Genomic DNA, 15,872 nt, shown 5'->3' on the forward strand with positions numbered 1-15,872 from the left:
TTACTCTTGACTTATTATTAGAATTTTAACTTTTAGGCTGGAATGAATTCCAACCTTGGAAAATTGTTCGTTCCTACGGAACTTTCTTTTTTGCTACTACGAAAATATAATCTCCTCTATTTTCTTTAAAATTGCTTCTTACGTTATAAAAATCTCCTTTTATCAAATCCGTTTCCAACAATTTTAATCCTTCTTCTATTTCATTTTTATTCGCCAAATCTGCAAAAGATGAAATTCCTTTCCTAATATTTGCATCGAAATAAATTTTAGGATTATTTTTTCCGATGTATAAAAACCGGTCTTGCAAATCATCTTTGATATTATATTTTTCAATATTTTTGATTTCAAAACCTGTATTTTGCAGATTATTTTTAATGGTTTCAAAACTTGGCATTTGTGCAATGGATTTTTTCATCATTTCTGGAAAATAATGGTTGAGCCAATAATTTTTCATTTGCTCAGAAGTTGAAGTGAAGATTAAAAACTGACCTTCATTTTTCAAAATCCTGAAAACTTCGCTGAAACCATTTTCTAAATTTTTCCAATGGTGAATGGTTAAAGTGGCGATTGCGCTGTCGAAACTTTTGTTTTCAAATGGAAGATGTTCAGCATTTCCTAAAACCCAGTTTACATTTTCGCTTTTAGATTTCGCTTCGTTAAGCATTTTTTCGGATGGTTCAATTCCTATAAAATCAAGTCCTTTTTCGGAAAGTGCTATTGTGTAATTTCCTGTTCCACAACCGATATCTAAAATTTTATCGTCATTTTTTAAATTTAATAAATGAAAAATTCTTTCAGTCAAAAAAGGGTCAGCTTTTCTGGTTTGGTTGTAATTTTCTCCTATTAAATTGTATTTTTCCACTACTACTTTTATTTTATTAGAAAACAGATTTCTGAACTTTAAACTTCTCCATTAATTCAATAAAATCATCAAATAGATAATTCGCATCTTCTGGACCTGGACTTGCTTCCGGGTGATATTGAACTGAGAAACAAGGATGGATTTTATGTTTCAGACCTTCGTTGGTTCTGTCGTTCAAGGCGATGTGTGTTTCGATTAAGTCCGTATTCTTCAAAGATTCCTGGTCGATTGCATAACCGTGATTCTGAGAAGTGATTGCCACTTTATTTTTTTCTAAATCCAAAACCGGATGATTGCCACCTCTGTGCCCGAATTTAAGTTTGTAAGTTTTTGCGCCACAAGCCAAACCAATTAACTGATGACCCAAACAAATCCCAAAAATCGGAACTTTTCCAAGCAATCCATTAATCAATTCTGAGGCACCTTTCACATCTTCCGGGTCGCCGGGACCGTTGGAAAGCATTATGCCGTCTGGGTCCATTAGCAAAATCTCTTCTGCTGTCGTGTCTTGAGAAACGACGATGATGTCGCAATTTCTCTGAGACAATTCGCGGATGATTCCCAACTTGGAACCGAAATCTACCAACACCACTTTGAAGCCTCTTCCTGGACTTGCGTAGGAAGTTTTTGTGGAAACAGATTCTACTTGGTTGATTGGGAAAGTGGTTTGTTTAAGCTCTTCAACCGTTTGATTATCATCAGTTTCAGCGTTTACGATTTTTCCTTTCACCACACCTTTGTTACGAAGAATTCTCGTCAGTCTTCTGGTGTCAATTCCTGAGATTCCGGAGAGATTTTTCTTTTTGAAAAGTTCGTCCAAAGTCATTTGAGTTCGGAAATTGGAAGGCAAATCACACAATTCTTTCACAATCAAACCTTTGATTGCCGGTTCGATGCTTTCGTAATCGTCGCGATTGATGCCGTAATTTCCTATCAAAGGATACGTCATACAAACAATTTGCCCGCAATAGCTTGGGTCGGAAATCAATTCCTGATAACCCGTCATTCCTGTGTTGAAAACCACTTCGCCGGCAGTTTCCTGCGCTGCTCCGAATCCTACCCCATTGAATACTTCTCCGGATTCTAATATTAATTTCTTTTTCATTTTTACTTTTAAGTCGGAAGACGGAAGTCCGAAGTCCGAGGTTTCACTAATATTTATTTCATTTTTGTCATCGGTCATCAGACTTCTGACATCGGTCTTTTTTACTCAAAAAAAACACGCCCGAAAAGCGTGAATTAATTTTTAATTTTGGGAGTCGACAAACTCGAAACCTTTATTCTCAAGGTCAAATTTAAGAATCGCCATTCTTGCAAAAACGCCGTTCTGCATTTGTTTGAAGATTCTGGACCTTTCACATTCCACCAATTCCGAATCAATCTCCACACCTCTGTTGATTGGTGCCGGATGCATAATGATGGCGTTTGGCTTCATTTTCTTTTCTCTTTCCTTGGTCAAACCGAATTTCTTAAGATAATCTTCCGACTTGAAATTGAAAGTTCTCTCGTGACGTTCGTGCTGGATTCTCAACAACATCAAAACATCCACTTCTTTCACCAAATCGTCGAACTGCATATAGGTTCCGTTGACCAACATTCCTTCGTCAAACCAGAATTCTGGGCCAGAGAAATAGACTTTCGCGCCCATTCTTCTGAACAATCCTGCACCTGAATTGGCAACTCGGCTGTGTTTCACATCACCTACGATTCCAATTTTCAAACCTTCAATCTTTCCAAATTCCTGAATGATGGTCAAAGCGTCCAAAAGCGCCTGTGAAGGGTGACTTCCAACGCCGTCGCCCGCATTTACGATACTTAGTTTTGCATCTTGAAGCTGGTCGTAATATCTTTTTTCAGAATGTCTGATAACTGCTACTTCCACGCCGATAGCTTCCAAAGTTTTAATCGTATCAAGCATCGTTTCACCTTTTGCTATGGAGCTTTTATCAGCTTCAAAATCAATAACCTGAAGACCGAGTTTCTTCTCCGCTACTTCAAAGCTTGTTTTGGTTCTTGTACTATTCTCAAAAAAGAGGTTCGCGGCGAAAACATCACCTTTAATTTTGCTGACTTTACCATCTGCAAACTGCTGTGCTTCCTGTAAAATTTTTTCTATACTCTCCGTGGAGACGCGTGCAAGCTTAATCATATCTGAAATTTTTAAATAAAAAAAACGAAGCCTAAAAGACTTCGTTAAATATAAAAAATATTGTTGTTGTCGGCAAATTTGCCAAACACTAATGTCGCTAAATTCTGTACCAGATTCATTGGGTCCAAAGATACCAATATTTTCGATATGATGAAATCTTATTCATACTTTTTTGTAATTATTAGCTGATAGCAATTTGCTTTTTGCTGTTGGCTTTCCACTCTGTAATTTCAGTCTTCGAAAACCTCAGATTGACAAAAATGTATGAATAAATTATTGTGAGTATTTAAATCAATGAACTTCTGTGCTTAAAATTTCTATAATCAAATATTTTCTTTACTTTTGAAAGATTGACAAGTACTTGAAACTACTTAAACATATATTTTTAACTATTAAAGCGTTGCTTTTTAAGCCAATCGCCAAAAGCAAAGTGCTATCAGACACTTAATATTATGAGTTTGGACAAAAAAGACAAATTAATTCTCTCGCTTCTACAAGAAGATTCTACGCTATCGGTAAAGGAAATCTCCGAAAAAATCGGACTGACTTTCACGCCGACCTATGAGCGTATCAAAAACCTTGAAAAAAGTGGCGTTGTAGAAAAATATGTCGCCCTGCTCAACCGTGAAAAACTCGGAATTAATATTGTTGTTTATTGCAATGTTCGTCTCAAAGAACAGTCTCAAAACACGCTCAAAGATTTCGAAAATTATATCTCAAAATATGATGAAGTCCAGGAAATTATCAGTCTTTCCGGCGAATATGATTATCAATTAAAAATCTTAGCCAACGACATTTATTCCTACAATCACTTTACTGTGAATGTGATTTCAAACAGTCCTCACATTGGGCAATATCACAGTTCTATTGTTTTGGCTGAAGTGAAAAAATCTACCAAGTTTAAACTGGATTAAAAATATATTTCTATCGCAAAGTCGCAAAATTATTTAATAACAAACTGCTGAAAGTCGCAAAAGAAAACCTTCGATTTACATCATTCCAATCAAATTAAAACTTTGCGACTTCAAACATCAAGTTTAATTAAATCTTGCGCCTTTGCGATATTTTTCAACCCAACAATTTATCTCTGACTTTATTGAATTGATATTCGATTTCGTCGAGGCAAAGGTTTCCCAAACTGCCTTGATGAGAGTGATTGAGTTCTTTATAATCATATTCAAACAAACCATTTTCTATTTCCTGACCGATTTGGATATAAGCATCTCGGAATGATTTTCCATTCTTCACTTCTTCGTTGATTTTTTCTACGCTGAAGATGTATTTGTACTTTTCATCATCCAGAATATTGTCTTTCACTTCGATGTTTGGAAGCGTGTAAATCAGGATTTCAAGACATTCTTTCAAAGAATCGATGGCTGTGAAAAGGATTTCTTTTGTCAATTGCAAATCTCTGTGATAGCCTGAGGGCAGATTATTCGTCACCAAAATCAATTCATTTGGCAAAGCCTGAAGTCGGTTGCATCTCGCTCTCACCAATTCGAAAATATCCGGATTTTTCTTGTGTGGCATAATGCTACTTCCAGTTGTGAATTCTTTCGGAAAACTTATGAAATCGAAGTTCTGACTTAAATAAAGACAAACATCGTAAGAGAATTTGCTTAAAGTTCCAGCCAAAACCGATAATGAATTTGCCAACAATTTTTCCGATTTCCCTCGTGTCATTTGGGCATAAACTACATTATGATTCAAAGTTCTGAAACCGAGTTTGTAAGTCGTACTTTCTCTGTCAATAGGGAAAGACGAACCGTAGCCGGCAGCCGAACCTAGTGGATTTTTATTAATGATATTCTTCGTCGCAAAAAGCAATTCCAAATCATCCACCAAAGATTCTGCATACGCACCAAACCACAATCCGAAAGACGACGGCATAGCCACCTGCAAATGCGTGTAACCAGGCAACAAAACGTCTTTGTGAAGATTGGCTTTGTCTTTCAGGATTTGAAAAAATGAATCTGTCAGTTCTGTGATTTCTCTGATTTCGTCAATTAGATATAATTTAATATCCGTCAAAACTTGGTCATTTCTTGACCTAGCAGTGTGGATTTTCTTTCCTGTTTCGCCGAGTTTTTCGATGAGGATATTTTCGATTTGAGAATGGATGTCTTCTGCGGTTTTATCGATTTCGAAAGTTTCTTTTTCGATTTCGATTAGAACTTCTTCCAAAACGGCCACGATTGCCTGCTCTTCATCCAGTCGAATCAATCCAACTTCTGCGAGCATTTTTGCGTGGGCGATGGAACCCAACACATCGTATTTTGCTAATCTGTCGTCAAAATCCAGGTCTTTCCCGACTGTGAATTTTGTAACCAAATCATTGGTTGTGGAATTGTCTTTTTGCCAGATTTTTTTCATTTCTTATATTTTGATGTTTTGAACGCAAAGCGCGCAAAGTTTTTTTGATTTTTATTGAAAACATTTTTAAGGTTCGCAAAGGCGCTGACGCTCAGCTAAGATTAAATTTTAAAGTTAATTTGAATTGAAGACAAATCTTCAACTTTGCGAAGCGCAGCCCGACTTGAGCGGAAATCCTTTTTTGCTTGTACTCAAGTTCTATTTAAAACTGGAATCGTCGGCAAAAAAGATTGGGAGCGGAAGGCGGAAAAGCTGCCCAAATTCTTAAAATTTATTACAATATTTTTTCTAATATTTTGATGTAAACATCGATGCCTTCTCGGATTTCGTCGATGTAGATAAACTCGTCTGCGGTGTGGGAACGCAAGCTGTCGCCAGGTCCCAACTTGACCGATGTGCACGGAATAATCGCCTGGTCCGAGGATGTTGGCGAACCGTAAGTTGTCCTGCCCAAAGCCAATCCAGCCTGAACAAACGGATGGTTGACGTCGATTTTTGAGGAGTTTAAGCGGAACGACCTTGGTGTCAATTTGGATTTCATCTGCGATTGGATGATTTCGAAAACTCCACGATTCGTGTATTCGTCTGTCACACGGACATCCAATGTGAAATTGCATTTTTCGGGAACCACGTTGTGTTGCGTTCCTGCGTTGAGAACTGATAATGTTACTTTTACTTCGCCCAAATAATCGGAAACTTTCGGGAATTTGAAATCGAGGATGTTTTGCAAATCCTTCATACATTTCACAATCGCATTGTCATCGTTCGGATGCGCAGCGTGAGAAGGCGTTCCCAGCATTTCACCATCGATGACGAGCAAACCTTTTTCTGCAATCGCAAGATTCATTTTTGTAGGTTCGCCGACGATTGCCAATTCGACGTTCGGAAGTTGTGGAAACAAAGCTTCGATGCCGTCCAGACCGGAGATTTCTTCTTCGGCCGTTAAAGCTATAACGAGGTTGTGCGACAAATCTTTGGCTTCATAAAAATAAAGAAATGTCTGCGCCATCGCCACCAAAGACGCGCCAGCATCGTTGCTTCCCAAACCGAATAATTTGCCGTCTTTTTCCACCGGAATGAACGGGTCCAAAGTGTATGCTTTGTTCGGTTTTACCGTGTCGTGGTGCGTGTTTAGAAGAATTGATGGTTTGCCGGCGTCAAAATGTTTGTTGGTTGCCCAAATGTTATTTTTGAATCGGTTGACGGTCAATTGATGCTCATTGAAAAAGCCTTCTATGATGAGCGAAGCGTTGTATTCGTCGCGACTCATAGATGGTGTTGCGATGAGTTTTTTCAGTAATTTGACGGCGTTTTCCGCAAGTTCTTCTCTGCTAAAGACAGATTTCAGTTCCTTCATTTCCTTGTTTTATTTGGTCTGACAGTTTTTTCTCGTTAATCAAAGACACTTTCTGAACGCCATTTTCTTTGGCTTTGAAAGCATTTTCGAGTTTTGGTAAAATTCCTTTGTGGAGTTTTCCCTGTGATTTTAAGTCAGAAAATTCACTTTTATTAATGGTTTTAAGATTTGAATCTTCGTCTTCCACATTTTCCAAAACCCCGTTTTTATCGAAACAGAACAACAATTCTGTTTCGAAATTATTTGATAAAGCCTGAGCAATAGTTCCGGCAATCGTGTCTGCGTTGGTGTTTAACAGATTTCCTTTTTTATCGTGAGTGATTGCAGAAAACACCGGAACCAAACCCAGATTTATCATATTTATAATCAATTCGTGATTGATGCTTTTTTCATTAATATCGCCCACAAATCCAAAATTAATGGTTGGATGCTGGCGTTTTTCAGCTTGAATTAAATTGCCATCAGCGCCTGAAAATCCCATCGCGTTGCAATTGAAACTCTGCAATTTTGCTACAATATTTTTGTTGATTCTTCCCGCGTAAACCATCGTCACCAACTTCAGAGTTTTCTTGTTGGTAATCCTGCGTCCATCAATCATCGTCTGTGTGATTTTCAGTTTTTCTGCCAAAGTTTCTGCAATCTTTCCACCGCCGTGAATCAGGATTTTGGCACCTTCGATTTGCGAAAACTGTTGAAGAAAAGCTTTCAATGATTTTTTGTCATCGATTAAAGCGCCTCCGATTTTTATGATGTGTAGCTTGTTCATTGAAGATTTTTGAACGCAAAGTCCGCTAAGATTTTTTGTTAATTATTGAAAATATTTTAAGGTTCGCAAAGACGTAAAACTCATCAAAGACTTAAACTTTATTTGTTACTTTAATTCATCTAAAATTTCAGAAAAAACTGCCTGTGCAGAGAAGATTCTGTTTTTTGCTTGTTGATAAATGATTGAATTTTCGCCGTCCATCACTTCGTCGCTTAATTCAAGATTTCTACGGACGGGAAGGCAATGCATTACTTTTCCGTTGTTTGTCAATTCTAACTTTTCATTGGTCAACATCCAGTTTTCTTCAACTTTCGACATAGTTGCATAATCTTCAAACGACGACCAGTTTTTAACGTAAACAAAATCTGCATCTTTCAACGCTTCGTCCTGATTATGAATCACTTTTGTGTCTTTTGTGAAATTTTTATCCAAATCATAACCTTCCGGATTTGCAATCACGAAATCAACGTCCATTTTTTGCATCCATTCTGTGAATGAGTTTCCGACAGCCTGCGCAATTGGTTTGATGTGAGGCGCCCAAGTCAAAACGACTTTTGGTTTTCTGTTTTCTGTCCAATTTTCTGTGATTGTGATGCAATCCGCCAGACTTTGCAACGGATGACGCGTTGCAGATTCCAAAGAAATAACGGGAACTTTGGCGTGTTTTAGGAATTGGCTCAGAATACTTTCGTTCACGTCGTCGGCTTTGTTTTTCATTCCTGCGAAACATCTTACTGCGATGATATCACAATATTGATTCAGAACCTCGATGGCATCTTTGATGTGCTCAACTGTGTCGCCGTTCATCACCGTTCCATCAGCGAATTCCAGATTCCAGGCTTCTTGTGCAGCGTTGAGTGTTAAGACATTTAATCCTAAATTCTGAGCGGCGATTTGAGAACTCAATCTTGTTCTGAGACTGGAATTAAGGAAAACCAAACCAATCGTTTTTCCTTTTCCTTTGGTAGGATTTTCTAATGGATTTTCTTTTATTTTTAAAGCTTTTGCAATGATTTCCTGCAAATTATCTATATCGTAAACCGAAGTGAAATTTTTCATTTCTTAATTGTTTTGAACGCAAAGGCGCTATGATTTTTTATGATTCGACATTTCAAGTCGCAAATTTTAACGCACAATGTTGGCGACTTTTCAGCAGTGAGATTACTACTCTTGCGCCTTTCCGTTATTTTAATTCTAATATTTTCTCATCAATGGCTGTCAAGGTTTTTTCTAAAGCATTGATGAACAAATCGGATTCTTTTTCTGAAATATTGAGCGCCGGTAAAATCCGAAGAACATTCTTGTCATTGGCATTTCCTGTGAAAATAAAATGTTCAAACAGCAATTCTTTCCTGACATCTGCACAAGCTTGGTCAAGCTCAATTCCAATCATCAGACCACGCCTTTTGATATTTTTAATATGAGGAAAATCTTTAATTTTTTGTTCGATGTAAGCGCCGATTTTTTCTGAATTATCAATTAAATTTTCATTCTCAATCACTTCCAAAACTGCAATTCCAGCTATACAAGCGAGATGATTTCCGCCAAATGTCGTTCCCAATAATCCGTAGCTAGCCTCGAATTTTGGACTAATCAAAACGCCACCAATCGGGAAACCATTTCCCATTCCTTTGGCAACCGTTATTAAATCAGGATTAATGTCGAATTCCTGATGGGCAAAGAATTTCCCGGAACGGCCGTAACCAGACTGAACCTCGTCCAAAATCAAAACTGTATCATTTTCTTTGCACAATTTTTCAATCGTTAAAATGAAATCTTTGTCCAACAAATTGATTCCACCAACACCTTGAATTCCTTCTACTATTACTGCAGAAATTTCATTTTGGTTTTCGGCAAAAATCTTTTCCAATTCTTCCGAATTATTGAATTCACATTTAATGAAATTCTCGGATTCGTTGACTGGCGCTACGATTTTCGGATTGTCTGTCACAGCAACCGTGGCAGAAGTTCGGCCGTGGAAAGCTTCGGAGAAATAAATCACTTTCTTTTTTCCGTTGTGAAATGAAGCCAGTTTCAAAGCATTTTCGTTGGCTTCTGCTCCAGAATTACAGAGGAACAATGAATAATCTTCGTAACCTGATAATTTTCCCAATTTCTCAGCCAATTCAGTTTGTAAATTGTTCTGAACCGAATTCGAATAAAAACTGATTTTCTCCAATTGATTTTTCAATTTGTCAACATAATACGGATGATTGTGACCGATGGAAATCACAGCGTGACCGCCATAAAAATCGAGGTATTTTTGGCCATTTTCATCCCAAAGGAAAGAGCCTTCGGCTTTTACAGGATTGATGTTGAAAAGTGGATATACGTTGAATAAATTCATCTTGGTTGATTGTTTTCGGTTGATAGTTGATTGACTTTAAAAAGCAATTGGTTTTAAGTTTAATCCGAGGTTTTGTTCCCAGCCATTGGCGATATTCATATTTTGAACTGCTTGTCCGGATGCGCCTTTCAATAAGTTATCGATTGCGGAATGAACTGCTATTTTGTTTCCTTGTTTTTCGATTTGGATGACGCAGAAATTGGTATTCACAACTTGTTTCATATCAATCGGTTTTTCTGAGATTTTCACGAAAGGCGAATCTTTGTAGAAGTTTTTATATAATGAGTAAATTCTCTCTAATTCAACATTACATTCAATTATAGAACTTGTAAAAATTCCTCTTGCAAAATCGCCTCGCCAAGGCACAAAATTAAGTTCCACATCCTTTTCATTAAGCAAATTGACTTGTTTTAAAATCTCGTCGACGTGCTGATGATTCAAAGTTTTGTAGGCTGAAATATTGTCATTTCGCCAAGTGAAATGCGTTGTCGGTAGTAATGATTGCCCTGCTCCGGTTGAACCCGTAATTCCGGTTGTATAAACATCATTCAAAAGATTTTCGTTTGCTAAAGGCAGTAACGCCAATTGAATAGCAGTCGCAAAACATCCAGGATTTGCTATGCTTTTCGAGTTCTGAATTTCATTAAAATAAATCTCGGGCAAACCATAAACAAAATTTCTATTTCCAAAATCGCCATCGAGACGGAAATCATTTCCTAAATCGATAACCAAAGTTTCTTCTGATACTGGATTTTCATTCAGCCAGTTTTGACTTTCTTTGTGAGGAAGGCAAAGGAAAAGAATGTCCGTTTCTGAAACTTCATTGGTTAAAACCAAATCGCAAATCGAGTCCAAATCCGGATACAATTCGGAAATTTTCACTCCGGAATTGGAACGACTGAACAAAAACTTTAATTCTATATTCGGATGGAATGCGAGCAAACGAACGAGTTCGCTTCCTGTGTAGCCATTGGCTCCGATGATTCCGACTGATTTTTTCATATTTAATCCTCTCCCTAAATCCCTCTCCAAAGGCGAGGGACTTCAAAGTGTTTTTATAATATTATACTAACTGATTTTTATTTCACAAAGTCCTTCGACTCCGCTCAGGATGACATCTCCAAAATATTCTAATTCAGTTTGTTGACCTGATGATAAATATTAAGCGAGTTGCTCAGGATTTTGGTAAAACCTTTGACATCATCGCCATTCCAAGCGAGATTTTCTTCGCCGTAACTTCCAAATTTTGAAGACATTAAATCATTTTCAGACTCGATTCCGTTCAAGACGAAACGATATGGATGAAGAGTTATAAATACTTTTCCGTTCACCGTCTTCTGAGAATCTTGCAAAAATGATTCGATGTTTCTCATCACTGGGTCCAGGAAAAGCGCCTCGTGAAGCCAGTTTCCGTACCAATCTGACAATTGTGATTTGATGGTCTGCTGATATTTGGAAAGTGTATGTTTCTCCAAAAGATGATGTGCTTTGATGATAATTGACGCGGATGAGGCTTCAAAACCAACACGACCTTTTATCCCGACAATCGTGTCTCCAACGTGGATATCGCGACCGATTCCGTACGGTGACGCCAATTCTTCAATCTTCTGAATCGCTAAAACCGGATGGGAAAAAGTTTCGCCGTTGACATAAATCAATTCGCCATTTTTGAATTCGATTTCAAGATTTGAAGATTCGGTTTTTTCAACTTGCGAAGGAAAAGCTTCTTCTGGAAGCGAAAATCGAGAAGTCAAAGTTTCTTTTCCGCCAACGGAAGTTCCCCAAAGTCCTTTATTGATAGAATATTTGGCTTTATCAAAATCCATTTCGTAGTTGTGGTCTTTCAGGAATTGGATTTCGTCTTCTCTTGACAAACTCAAATCGCGGATTGGTGTGATGATTTCGATTTTCGGACACATTACGTTGAAAATCAAATCGAAACGAACCTGGTCATTCCCTGCACCTGTACTTCCGTGTGCAATTGCGTCGGCTCCGATTTCCAAAGCAGATTCGGCAATGGTTTGTGCCTGAATCGTTCTTTCTGCACTGACTGACAATGGATAAGTGTTGTTTTTCAAAACATTACCAAAAATCAAATACTTGACACAATCGTTATAATATTTCTCTGAAGCATCTATAAACCTGTAAGAAGCCACGCCTAATTTTTCTGCTTTTTCCTTAAGCAAAACCTCATCGTTTTCATCGAAACCACCTGTGTTGATTGTGACTGCGTGAACTTCGTATCCCAAAGTTTCGCTCAGATATTTTGCACAATACGACGTGTCCAAACCTCCGCTAAATGCCAAAACTACTTTCTTACTCATTGTCGTTATTTATAGATTCAAAATCTTTTTCTTTATTCATATTTACTTTTTCCGGGACGAAAAGCATTGCCGTGCAAAGACAGTTTTTGCGTTCTTTCATCATCAGAATTTCATAGTTCACGCAGTTTTTGCAACCGTTCCAGAATTGTTCATCTTGGGTCAACTCCGAATAAATCACGGGTTTGTAACCTAAACTGCTGTTGATTTTCATCACTGCCAATCCGGTGGTGAGACCGAAAATCTTCGCATTTGGATATTTCTCCCTGGAAAGCTCGAAGATTCTTTCTTTAATCAAAGTGGCTAAGCCTGCGTTTCTGAATTGAGGCGAAACTATCAATCCGGAATTCGCGACGTACTCTCCGTTCGTCCAAGTTTCGATGTAGCAGAAGCCTGCCCAGGTTCCATCTTCGTCGATGGCGATGATAGCGTTACCTTCCGAGATTTTTTTTCCCAGATATTCGGAGGAACGTTTCGCGATGCCAGTTCCTCTTTTCTTTGCAGAATCCTCCATTTCGTTTCGGATTTCTTCTACATAGACCAAATGTTTCTCTGAGGAAACTTCTAATTTCATTGATATTATCTAATTAAGTGGCAAATTTAAATACAATTATCCTTATTATCCAAATTAAAAAGATAATATTATCTGTTAATTATTATTTAACAACAATATTATCTGTTAGTCAGCTGAATAATAATCGTAGCAGGTATTCTATTTGTTATAGATTTTGTGTAATTTGGCTAAGCTAATACTGCGGTCTGCAAAGGATTCGCAACTATTCATTAATCAAAACCACCATCATAAATCAATCAGTATGAGAAATTATCACATTCAGAATCTGCAGGATTATTTCAAAGAGTATAAAAAGTCAATTAAGAATCCGAAGAAGTTTTGGGATAAGATTGCGGATGAGAACTTCGTATGGTATCAGCGCTGGTCCAAAGTTGTGGATTATGATATGCAGGAAGCGAACATCAAATGGTTTAAGAATGCGAAACTGAATATCACCAAGAACGCCTTGGACAGGCATCTTTCCGTGCGTGGCGACAAGACCGCCATCATCTGGGAACCGAACGACCCAAAAGAAGAGGCGCAACATATTTCGTACAGCGAACTTTACACCAGAGTCAACAAAGTAGCGAATATCCTTCGTGAAATGGGCATCGAGAAAGGCGACCGCGTTTGTATTTATCTACCGATGATTCCGGAATTGGCAATCACGATGTTGGCTTGCGCTAAATTGGGCGCTGTTCATTCCGTGATATTTGCAGGATTCTCTGCATCAGCGGTGGCTTCCAGAGTCAATGATTGCGGGGCAAAGATGGTCATAACGTCTGACGGAAGTTACAGGGGAAACAAAGTTCTGGATTTGAAAAGTCTTGTAGATGAAGCCTTGGAAAAATCACCAACCGTAGAAAACGTCCTGGTCGTGAAAAGAACCCACAACGATGTGAAGATGAAAGAAGGCCGTGACCATTGGATGGACGACTATTACGACAAAGCCTCGGCAGATTTCGTGACGGTGATCATGGATGCGGAAGACCCGTTGTTCATTCTTTACACTTCGGGCTCGACCGGGAAACCGAAAGGGATGTTGCACACTTGTGCCGGTTATATGGTCTATACAGCTTACACTTTCAAGAATGTGTTTAATTATAAAGAAAATGACATCTATTGGTGTACAGCAGATATCGGCTGGATCACGGGACATTCTTATATTTTGTACGGACCACTTCTAAATGGTGCAACCACCGTTATCTTCGAAGGAGTGCCGACTTTCCCTGATGCCGGGCGATTCTGGGAAGTGATCGAGAAACACAAAGTGACCCAGTTCTACACCGCTCCTACGGCAATCCGTTCTTTGGCGAAGGAAAGCGTGGAATGGGTGGAGAAGCACGATCTGAGTTCGCTGAAAGTCATTGGCTCTGTGGGCGAACCTATCAACGATGAGGCTTGGCATTGGTATAATGACCACGTTGGGAAGAAGAAATGCCCGATCGTCGATACCTGGTGGCAGACCGAAACAGGCGGAATTATGATCTCGCCGATCCCTTTTGTGACGCCTACCAAACCGACTTACGCCACCCTTCCATTGCCAGGCATTCAGCCGGTTTTGATGGATGAGAAAAGGAATGAGATCACCGGAAACCAGGTGGATGGAAATCTTTGCATCCGTTTTCCGTGGCCTGGGATTGCCCGAACGATCTGGGGCGACCATCAGCGATACAAGGAGACCTACTTCTCGGCGTTCCCTGGGAAATATTTCACCGGTGATGGCGCTTTGAGGGACGAGGTTGGCTATTACCGGATCACGGGGCGTGTGGATGATGTGATCATCGTTTCCGGGCACAATCTGGGGACGGCACCTATCGAGGATAGTATTAACGAGCATCCTGCGGTGGCGGAGTCTGCAATCGTGGGTTATCCGCACGATGTGAAAGGGAATGCGCTCTACGGTTTTGTGATCCTGAAAGATGCTGGGGCGGAAAGAAACCGCGAGAACCTTGCGAAGGAGATCAACCAGTTGATCTCTGAACAGATCGGACCGATTGCGAAGCTGGACAAGATCCAATTTGTGTCCGGGTTGCCGAAGACGCGATCTGGGAAGATTATGCGTAGAATTCTGAGAAAGATTGCAGAGGGTGACTTCAACAGTTTCGGGGATATCTCGACTTTGTTGAATCCGGAGATTGTGGATGAGATTAAGGATGAGAGGGTGTGATTTGAGTTGGAGAGTTTGGGAGTTGGAGAGTTGGAGAGATGATAGACATTTCGATTCTGTGGTCTTTGAGTTGGTTTTTATAGCGATGGGCTAAGAGAGCCTCAGCCTGACAATAATATAGATCTTTAAATATTTATAGCAAAAGCCACCTGGATTGGGTGGCTTTTGTCATTTGGATGTGGTGTTATGCTTTTATGATAAAGCTTTGTTTGATGCTGATGGATTTGTTTTCGATGATCATTTTTGGTTTTTAAATATTAAGCATAATTGAGTAGATGAAAAATATATAATATCAATGTCAAATATGTTTTTTGATTAATTATTTTCCGAAGCTGATATTCTGTCAACTTGTTTTGGATTCAATGTTAAATTATTGATTTATATTATGTTAAATCGGTAAATTAATTAGCTGATTATCAGTTTGTTTTGTAAATTTGAGCAAACTAAAAAATCACTAACCAAATGAAGATTACAAAATGGACAAACTTTTATTAGCTTCTAGTCTTTTCATATTTTCTTTCAGCTATGCGCAGGAATGGAAATATATTTTTGAGAACGATACTGATACCTTTTACTACATGCCAAATACAGAAAATACGGCCTGGATAAAAGTGGTGTCTGGAAAAACGGAATATCATCCAAAATCCTCCACCGGCTTGAAGGTGATTGATGGCTACGTATTGACTCTATGGAAATTTGACTGCGATAACCGAAAAGCCGGACTTGTACAGTGGAAAGTGTACTCCAAAGAAGACAGCCTCCTGAACAGTTTGGTACAAAACAAACATTTGACGGAGATGGCCTACGTGATCCCCGATTCTGTAGGGGAAGGTTTTCTGGGCGTGTTCTGTAATAATGATTATAAATAGTTGTGCTGTACGGCAAAGTTTCCCTAAATCTTGTAAGAATAATACTTGAACAAGATCAGTACGACATGAAAAAAAGCCATCCGGGTTGGGTGGCTTTTGTCATTT

14 protein-coding genes are annotated in these 15,872 nt (G+C 38.7%); 3 read left to right on the plus strand and 11 right to left on the minus strand.

Annotation, left to right across the window (positions count from 1 at the left end; all coding sequences use genetic code 11):
• Positions 1-73: 73 nt before the first annotated feature.
• From LUD75_RS01405 to LUD75_RS01415, 3 genes are all read right to left on the minus strand, one after another.
• The gene (locus LUD75_RS01405) at positions 74-862 is read right to left on the minus strand and encodes a class I SAM-dependent methyltransferase (RefSeq protein ID WP_232703938.1); all 789 of its coding nucleotides are present in this window, start codon (positions 860-862) and stop codon (positions 74-76) included.
• Positions 863-878: 16 nt separating this feature from the next.
• Positions 879-1,967: a glutamine-hydrolyzing carbamoyl-phosphate synthase small subunit gene (gene carA / locus LUD75_RS01410; RefSeq protein WP_232703939.1), complete on the minus strand. Its 1,089-nt coding sequence runs from the start codon at positions 1,965-1,967 to the stop codon at positions 879-881.
• 141 nt (positions 1,968-2,108) lie between these two features.
• Positions 2,109-3,011, minus strand: coding sequence for an aspartate carbamoyltransferase catalytic subunit (locus LUD75_RS01415; protein ID WP_034967344.1), 903 nt, complete (start codon positions 3,009-3,011; stop codon positions 2,109-2,111).
• Between the two features lie 452 nt (positions 3,012-3,463).
• On the opposite strand from LUD75_RS01415, the gene LUD75_RS01420 reads away from it, so the two are divergent.
• Positions 3,464-3,925 carry an Lrp/AsnC family transcriptional regulator gene (locus LUD75_RS01420; protein WP_034967340.1) on the plus strand — a complete coding sequence of 154 codons (462 nt, stop codon included), beginning with the start codon at positions 3,464-3,466 and terminating at the stop codon, positions 3,923-3,925.
• A 154-nt stretch (positions 3,926-4,079) separates the two neighbouring features.
• Here the strand turns inward: LUD75_RS01420 and argH are convergent, their stop codons facing one another.
• From argH to LUD75_RS01460, 8 genes are all read right to left on the minus strand, one after another.
• Positions 4,080-5,384 (minus strand): argininosuccinate lyase, encoded by a 1,305-nt coding sequence (gene argH / locus LUD75_RS01425; RefSeq protein ID WP_232703940.1) that lies wholly within the window; start codon positions 5,382-5,384, stop codon positions 4,080-4,082.
• 274 nt (positions 5,385-5,658) lie between these two features.
• On the minus strand, positions 5,659-6,741 hold the full coding sequence (locus tag LUD75_RS01430) for a M20 family metallo-hydrolase (RefSeq protein WP_232703941.1): 1,083 nt from the start codon (positions 6,739-6,741) through the stop codon (positions 5,659-5,661).
• A complete protein-coding gene (gene argB, locus LUD75_RS01435; protein WP_232703942.1) occupies positions 6,716-7,507 on the minus strand; it encodes an acetylglutamate kinase in 792 nt (263 codons plus the stop codon). The genes LUD75_RS01430 and argB overlap by 26 nt, the downstream gene beginning before the upstream one ends.
• 105 nt (positions 7,508-7,612) lie before the next feature.
• Positions 7,613-8,566 (minus strand): N-acetylornithine carbamoyltransferase, encoded by a 954-nt coding sequence (locus tag LUD75_RS01440; RefSeq protein WP_232703943.1) that lies wholly within the window; start codon positions 8,564-8,566, stop codon positions 7,613-7,615.
• A 124-nt stretch (positions 8,567-8,690) separates the two neighbouring features.
• Complete coding sequence (locus LUD75_RS01445; protein ID WP_232703944.1) at positions 8,691-9,854, minus strand: aminotransferase class III-fold pyridoxal phosphate-dependent enzyme; 1,164 nt, start codon at positions 9,852-9,854, stop codon at positions 8,691-8,693.
• Between the two features lie 36 nt (positions 9,855-9,890).
• Positions 9,891-10,856: an N-acetyl-gamma-glutamyl-phosphate reductase gene (gene argC / locus LUD75_RS01450; RefSeq protein WP_232703945.1), complete on the minus strand. Its 966-nt coding sequence runs from the start codon at positions 10,854-10,856 to the stop codon at positions 9,891-9,893.
• A 128-nt stretch (positions 10,857-10,984) separates the two neighbouring features.
• A complete protein-coding gene (locus tag LUD75_RS01455) occupies positions 10,985-12,178 on the minus strand; it encodes an argininosuccinate synthase domain-containing protein (protein WP_232703946.1) in 1,194 nt (397 codons plus the stop codon).
• Positions 12,171-12,749 carry a GNAT family N-acetyltransferase gene (locus tag LUD75_RS01460; RefSeq protein WP_051878668.1) on the minus strand — a complete coding sequence of 193 codons (579 nt, stop codon included), beginning with the start codon at positions 12,747-12,749 and terminating at the stop codon, positions 12,171-12,173. The genes LUD75_RS01455 and LUD75_RS01460 overlap by 8 nt, the downstream gene beginning before the upstream one ends.
• A 208-nt stretch (positions 12,750-12,957) precedes the next feature.
• On the opposite strand from LUD75_RS01460, the gene acs reads away from it, so the two are divergent.
• Together acs and LUD75_RS01470 are read left to right on the plus strand one after the other, a co-directional pair.
• Positions 12,958-14,898 carry an acetate--CoA ligase gene (gene acs / locus LUD75_RS01465; protein WP_317207308.1) on the plus strand — a complete coding sequence of 647 codons (1,941 nt, stop codon included), beginning with the start codon at positions 12,958-12,960 and terminating at the stop codon, positions 14,896-14,898.
• 476 nt (positions 14,899-15,374) lie between these two features.
• The gene (locus tag LUD75_RS01470; protein WP_232703948.1) at positions 15,375-15,767 is read left to right on the plus strand and encodes a surface-adhesin E family protein; all 393 of its coding nucleotides are present in this window, start codon (positions 15,375-15,377) and stop codon (positions 15,765-15,767) included.
• Positions 15,768-15,872 lie beyond the last annotated feature (105 nt).

The sequence above is a fragment of the Epilithonimonas sp. JDS genome, from assembly GCF_021261315.1.
GTDB lineage: Bacteria > Bacteroidota > Bacteroidia > Flavobacteriales > Weeksellaceae > Epilithonimonas.

Bases quoted from the DNA above. Each gene is read 5' to 3' on its own strand.
- carA (WP_232703939.1), bottom strand. From the start codon at position 1,967: ATGAAAAAGAAATTAATATTAGAATCCGGAGAAGTATTCAATGGGGTA.
- LUD75_RS01430 (WP_232703941.1), bottom strand. From the start codon at position 6,741: ATGAAGGAACTGAAATCTGTCTTTAGCAGAGAAGAACTTGCGGAAAAC.
- LUD75_RS01470 (WP_232703948.1), top strand. From the start codon at position 15,375: ATGGACAAACTTTTATTAGCTTCTAGTCTTTTCATATTTTCTTTCAGC.
- LUD75_RS01455 (WP_232703946.1), bottom strand. From the start codon at position 12,178: ATGAGTAAGAAAGTAGTTTTGGCATTTAGCGGAGGTTTGGACACGTCG.
- LUD75_RS01415 (WP_034967344.1), bottom strand. From the start codon at position 3,011: ATGATTAAGCTTGCACGCGTCTCCACGGAGAGTATAGAAAAAATTTTA.
- LUD75_RS01460 (WP_051878668.1), bottom strand. From the start codon at position 12,749: ATGAAATTAGAAGTTTCCTCAGAGAAACATTTGGTCTATGTAGAAGAA.
- argB (WP_232703942.1), bottom strand. From the start codon at position 7,507: ATGAACAAGCTACACATCATAAAAATCGGAGGCGCTTTAATCGATGAC.
- LUD75_RS01420 (WP_034967340.1), top strand. From the start codon at position 3,464: ATGAGTTTGGACAAAAAAGACAAATTAATTCTCTCGCTTCTACAAGAA.
- argH (WP_232703940.1), bottom strand. From the start codon at position 5,384: ATGAAAAAAATCTGGCAAAAAGACAATTCCACAACCAATGATTTGGTT.
- LUD75_RS01445 (WP_232703944.1), bottom strand. From the start codon at position 9,854: ATGAATTTATTCAACGTATATCCACTTTTCAACATCAATCCTGTAAAA.
- LUD75_RS01440 (WP_232703943.1), bottom strand. From the start codon at position 8,566: ATGAAAAATTTCACTTCGGTTTACGATATAGATAATTTGCAGGAAATC.
- argC (WP_232703945.1), bottom strand. From the start codon at position 10,856: ATGAAAAAATCAGTCGGAATCATCGGAGCCAATGGCTACACAGGAAGC.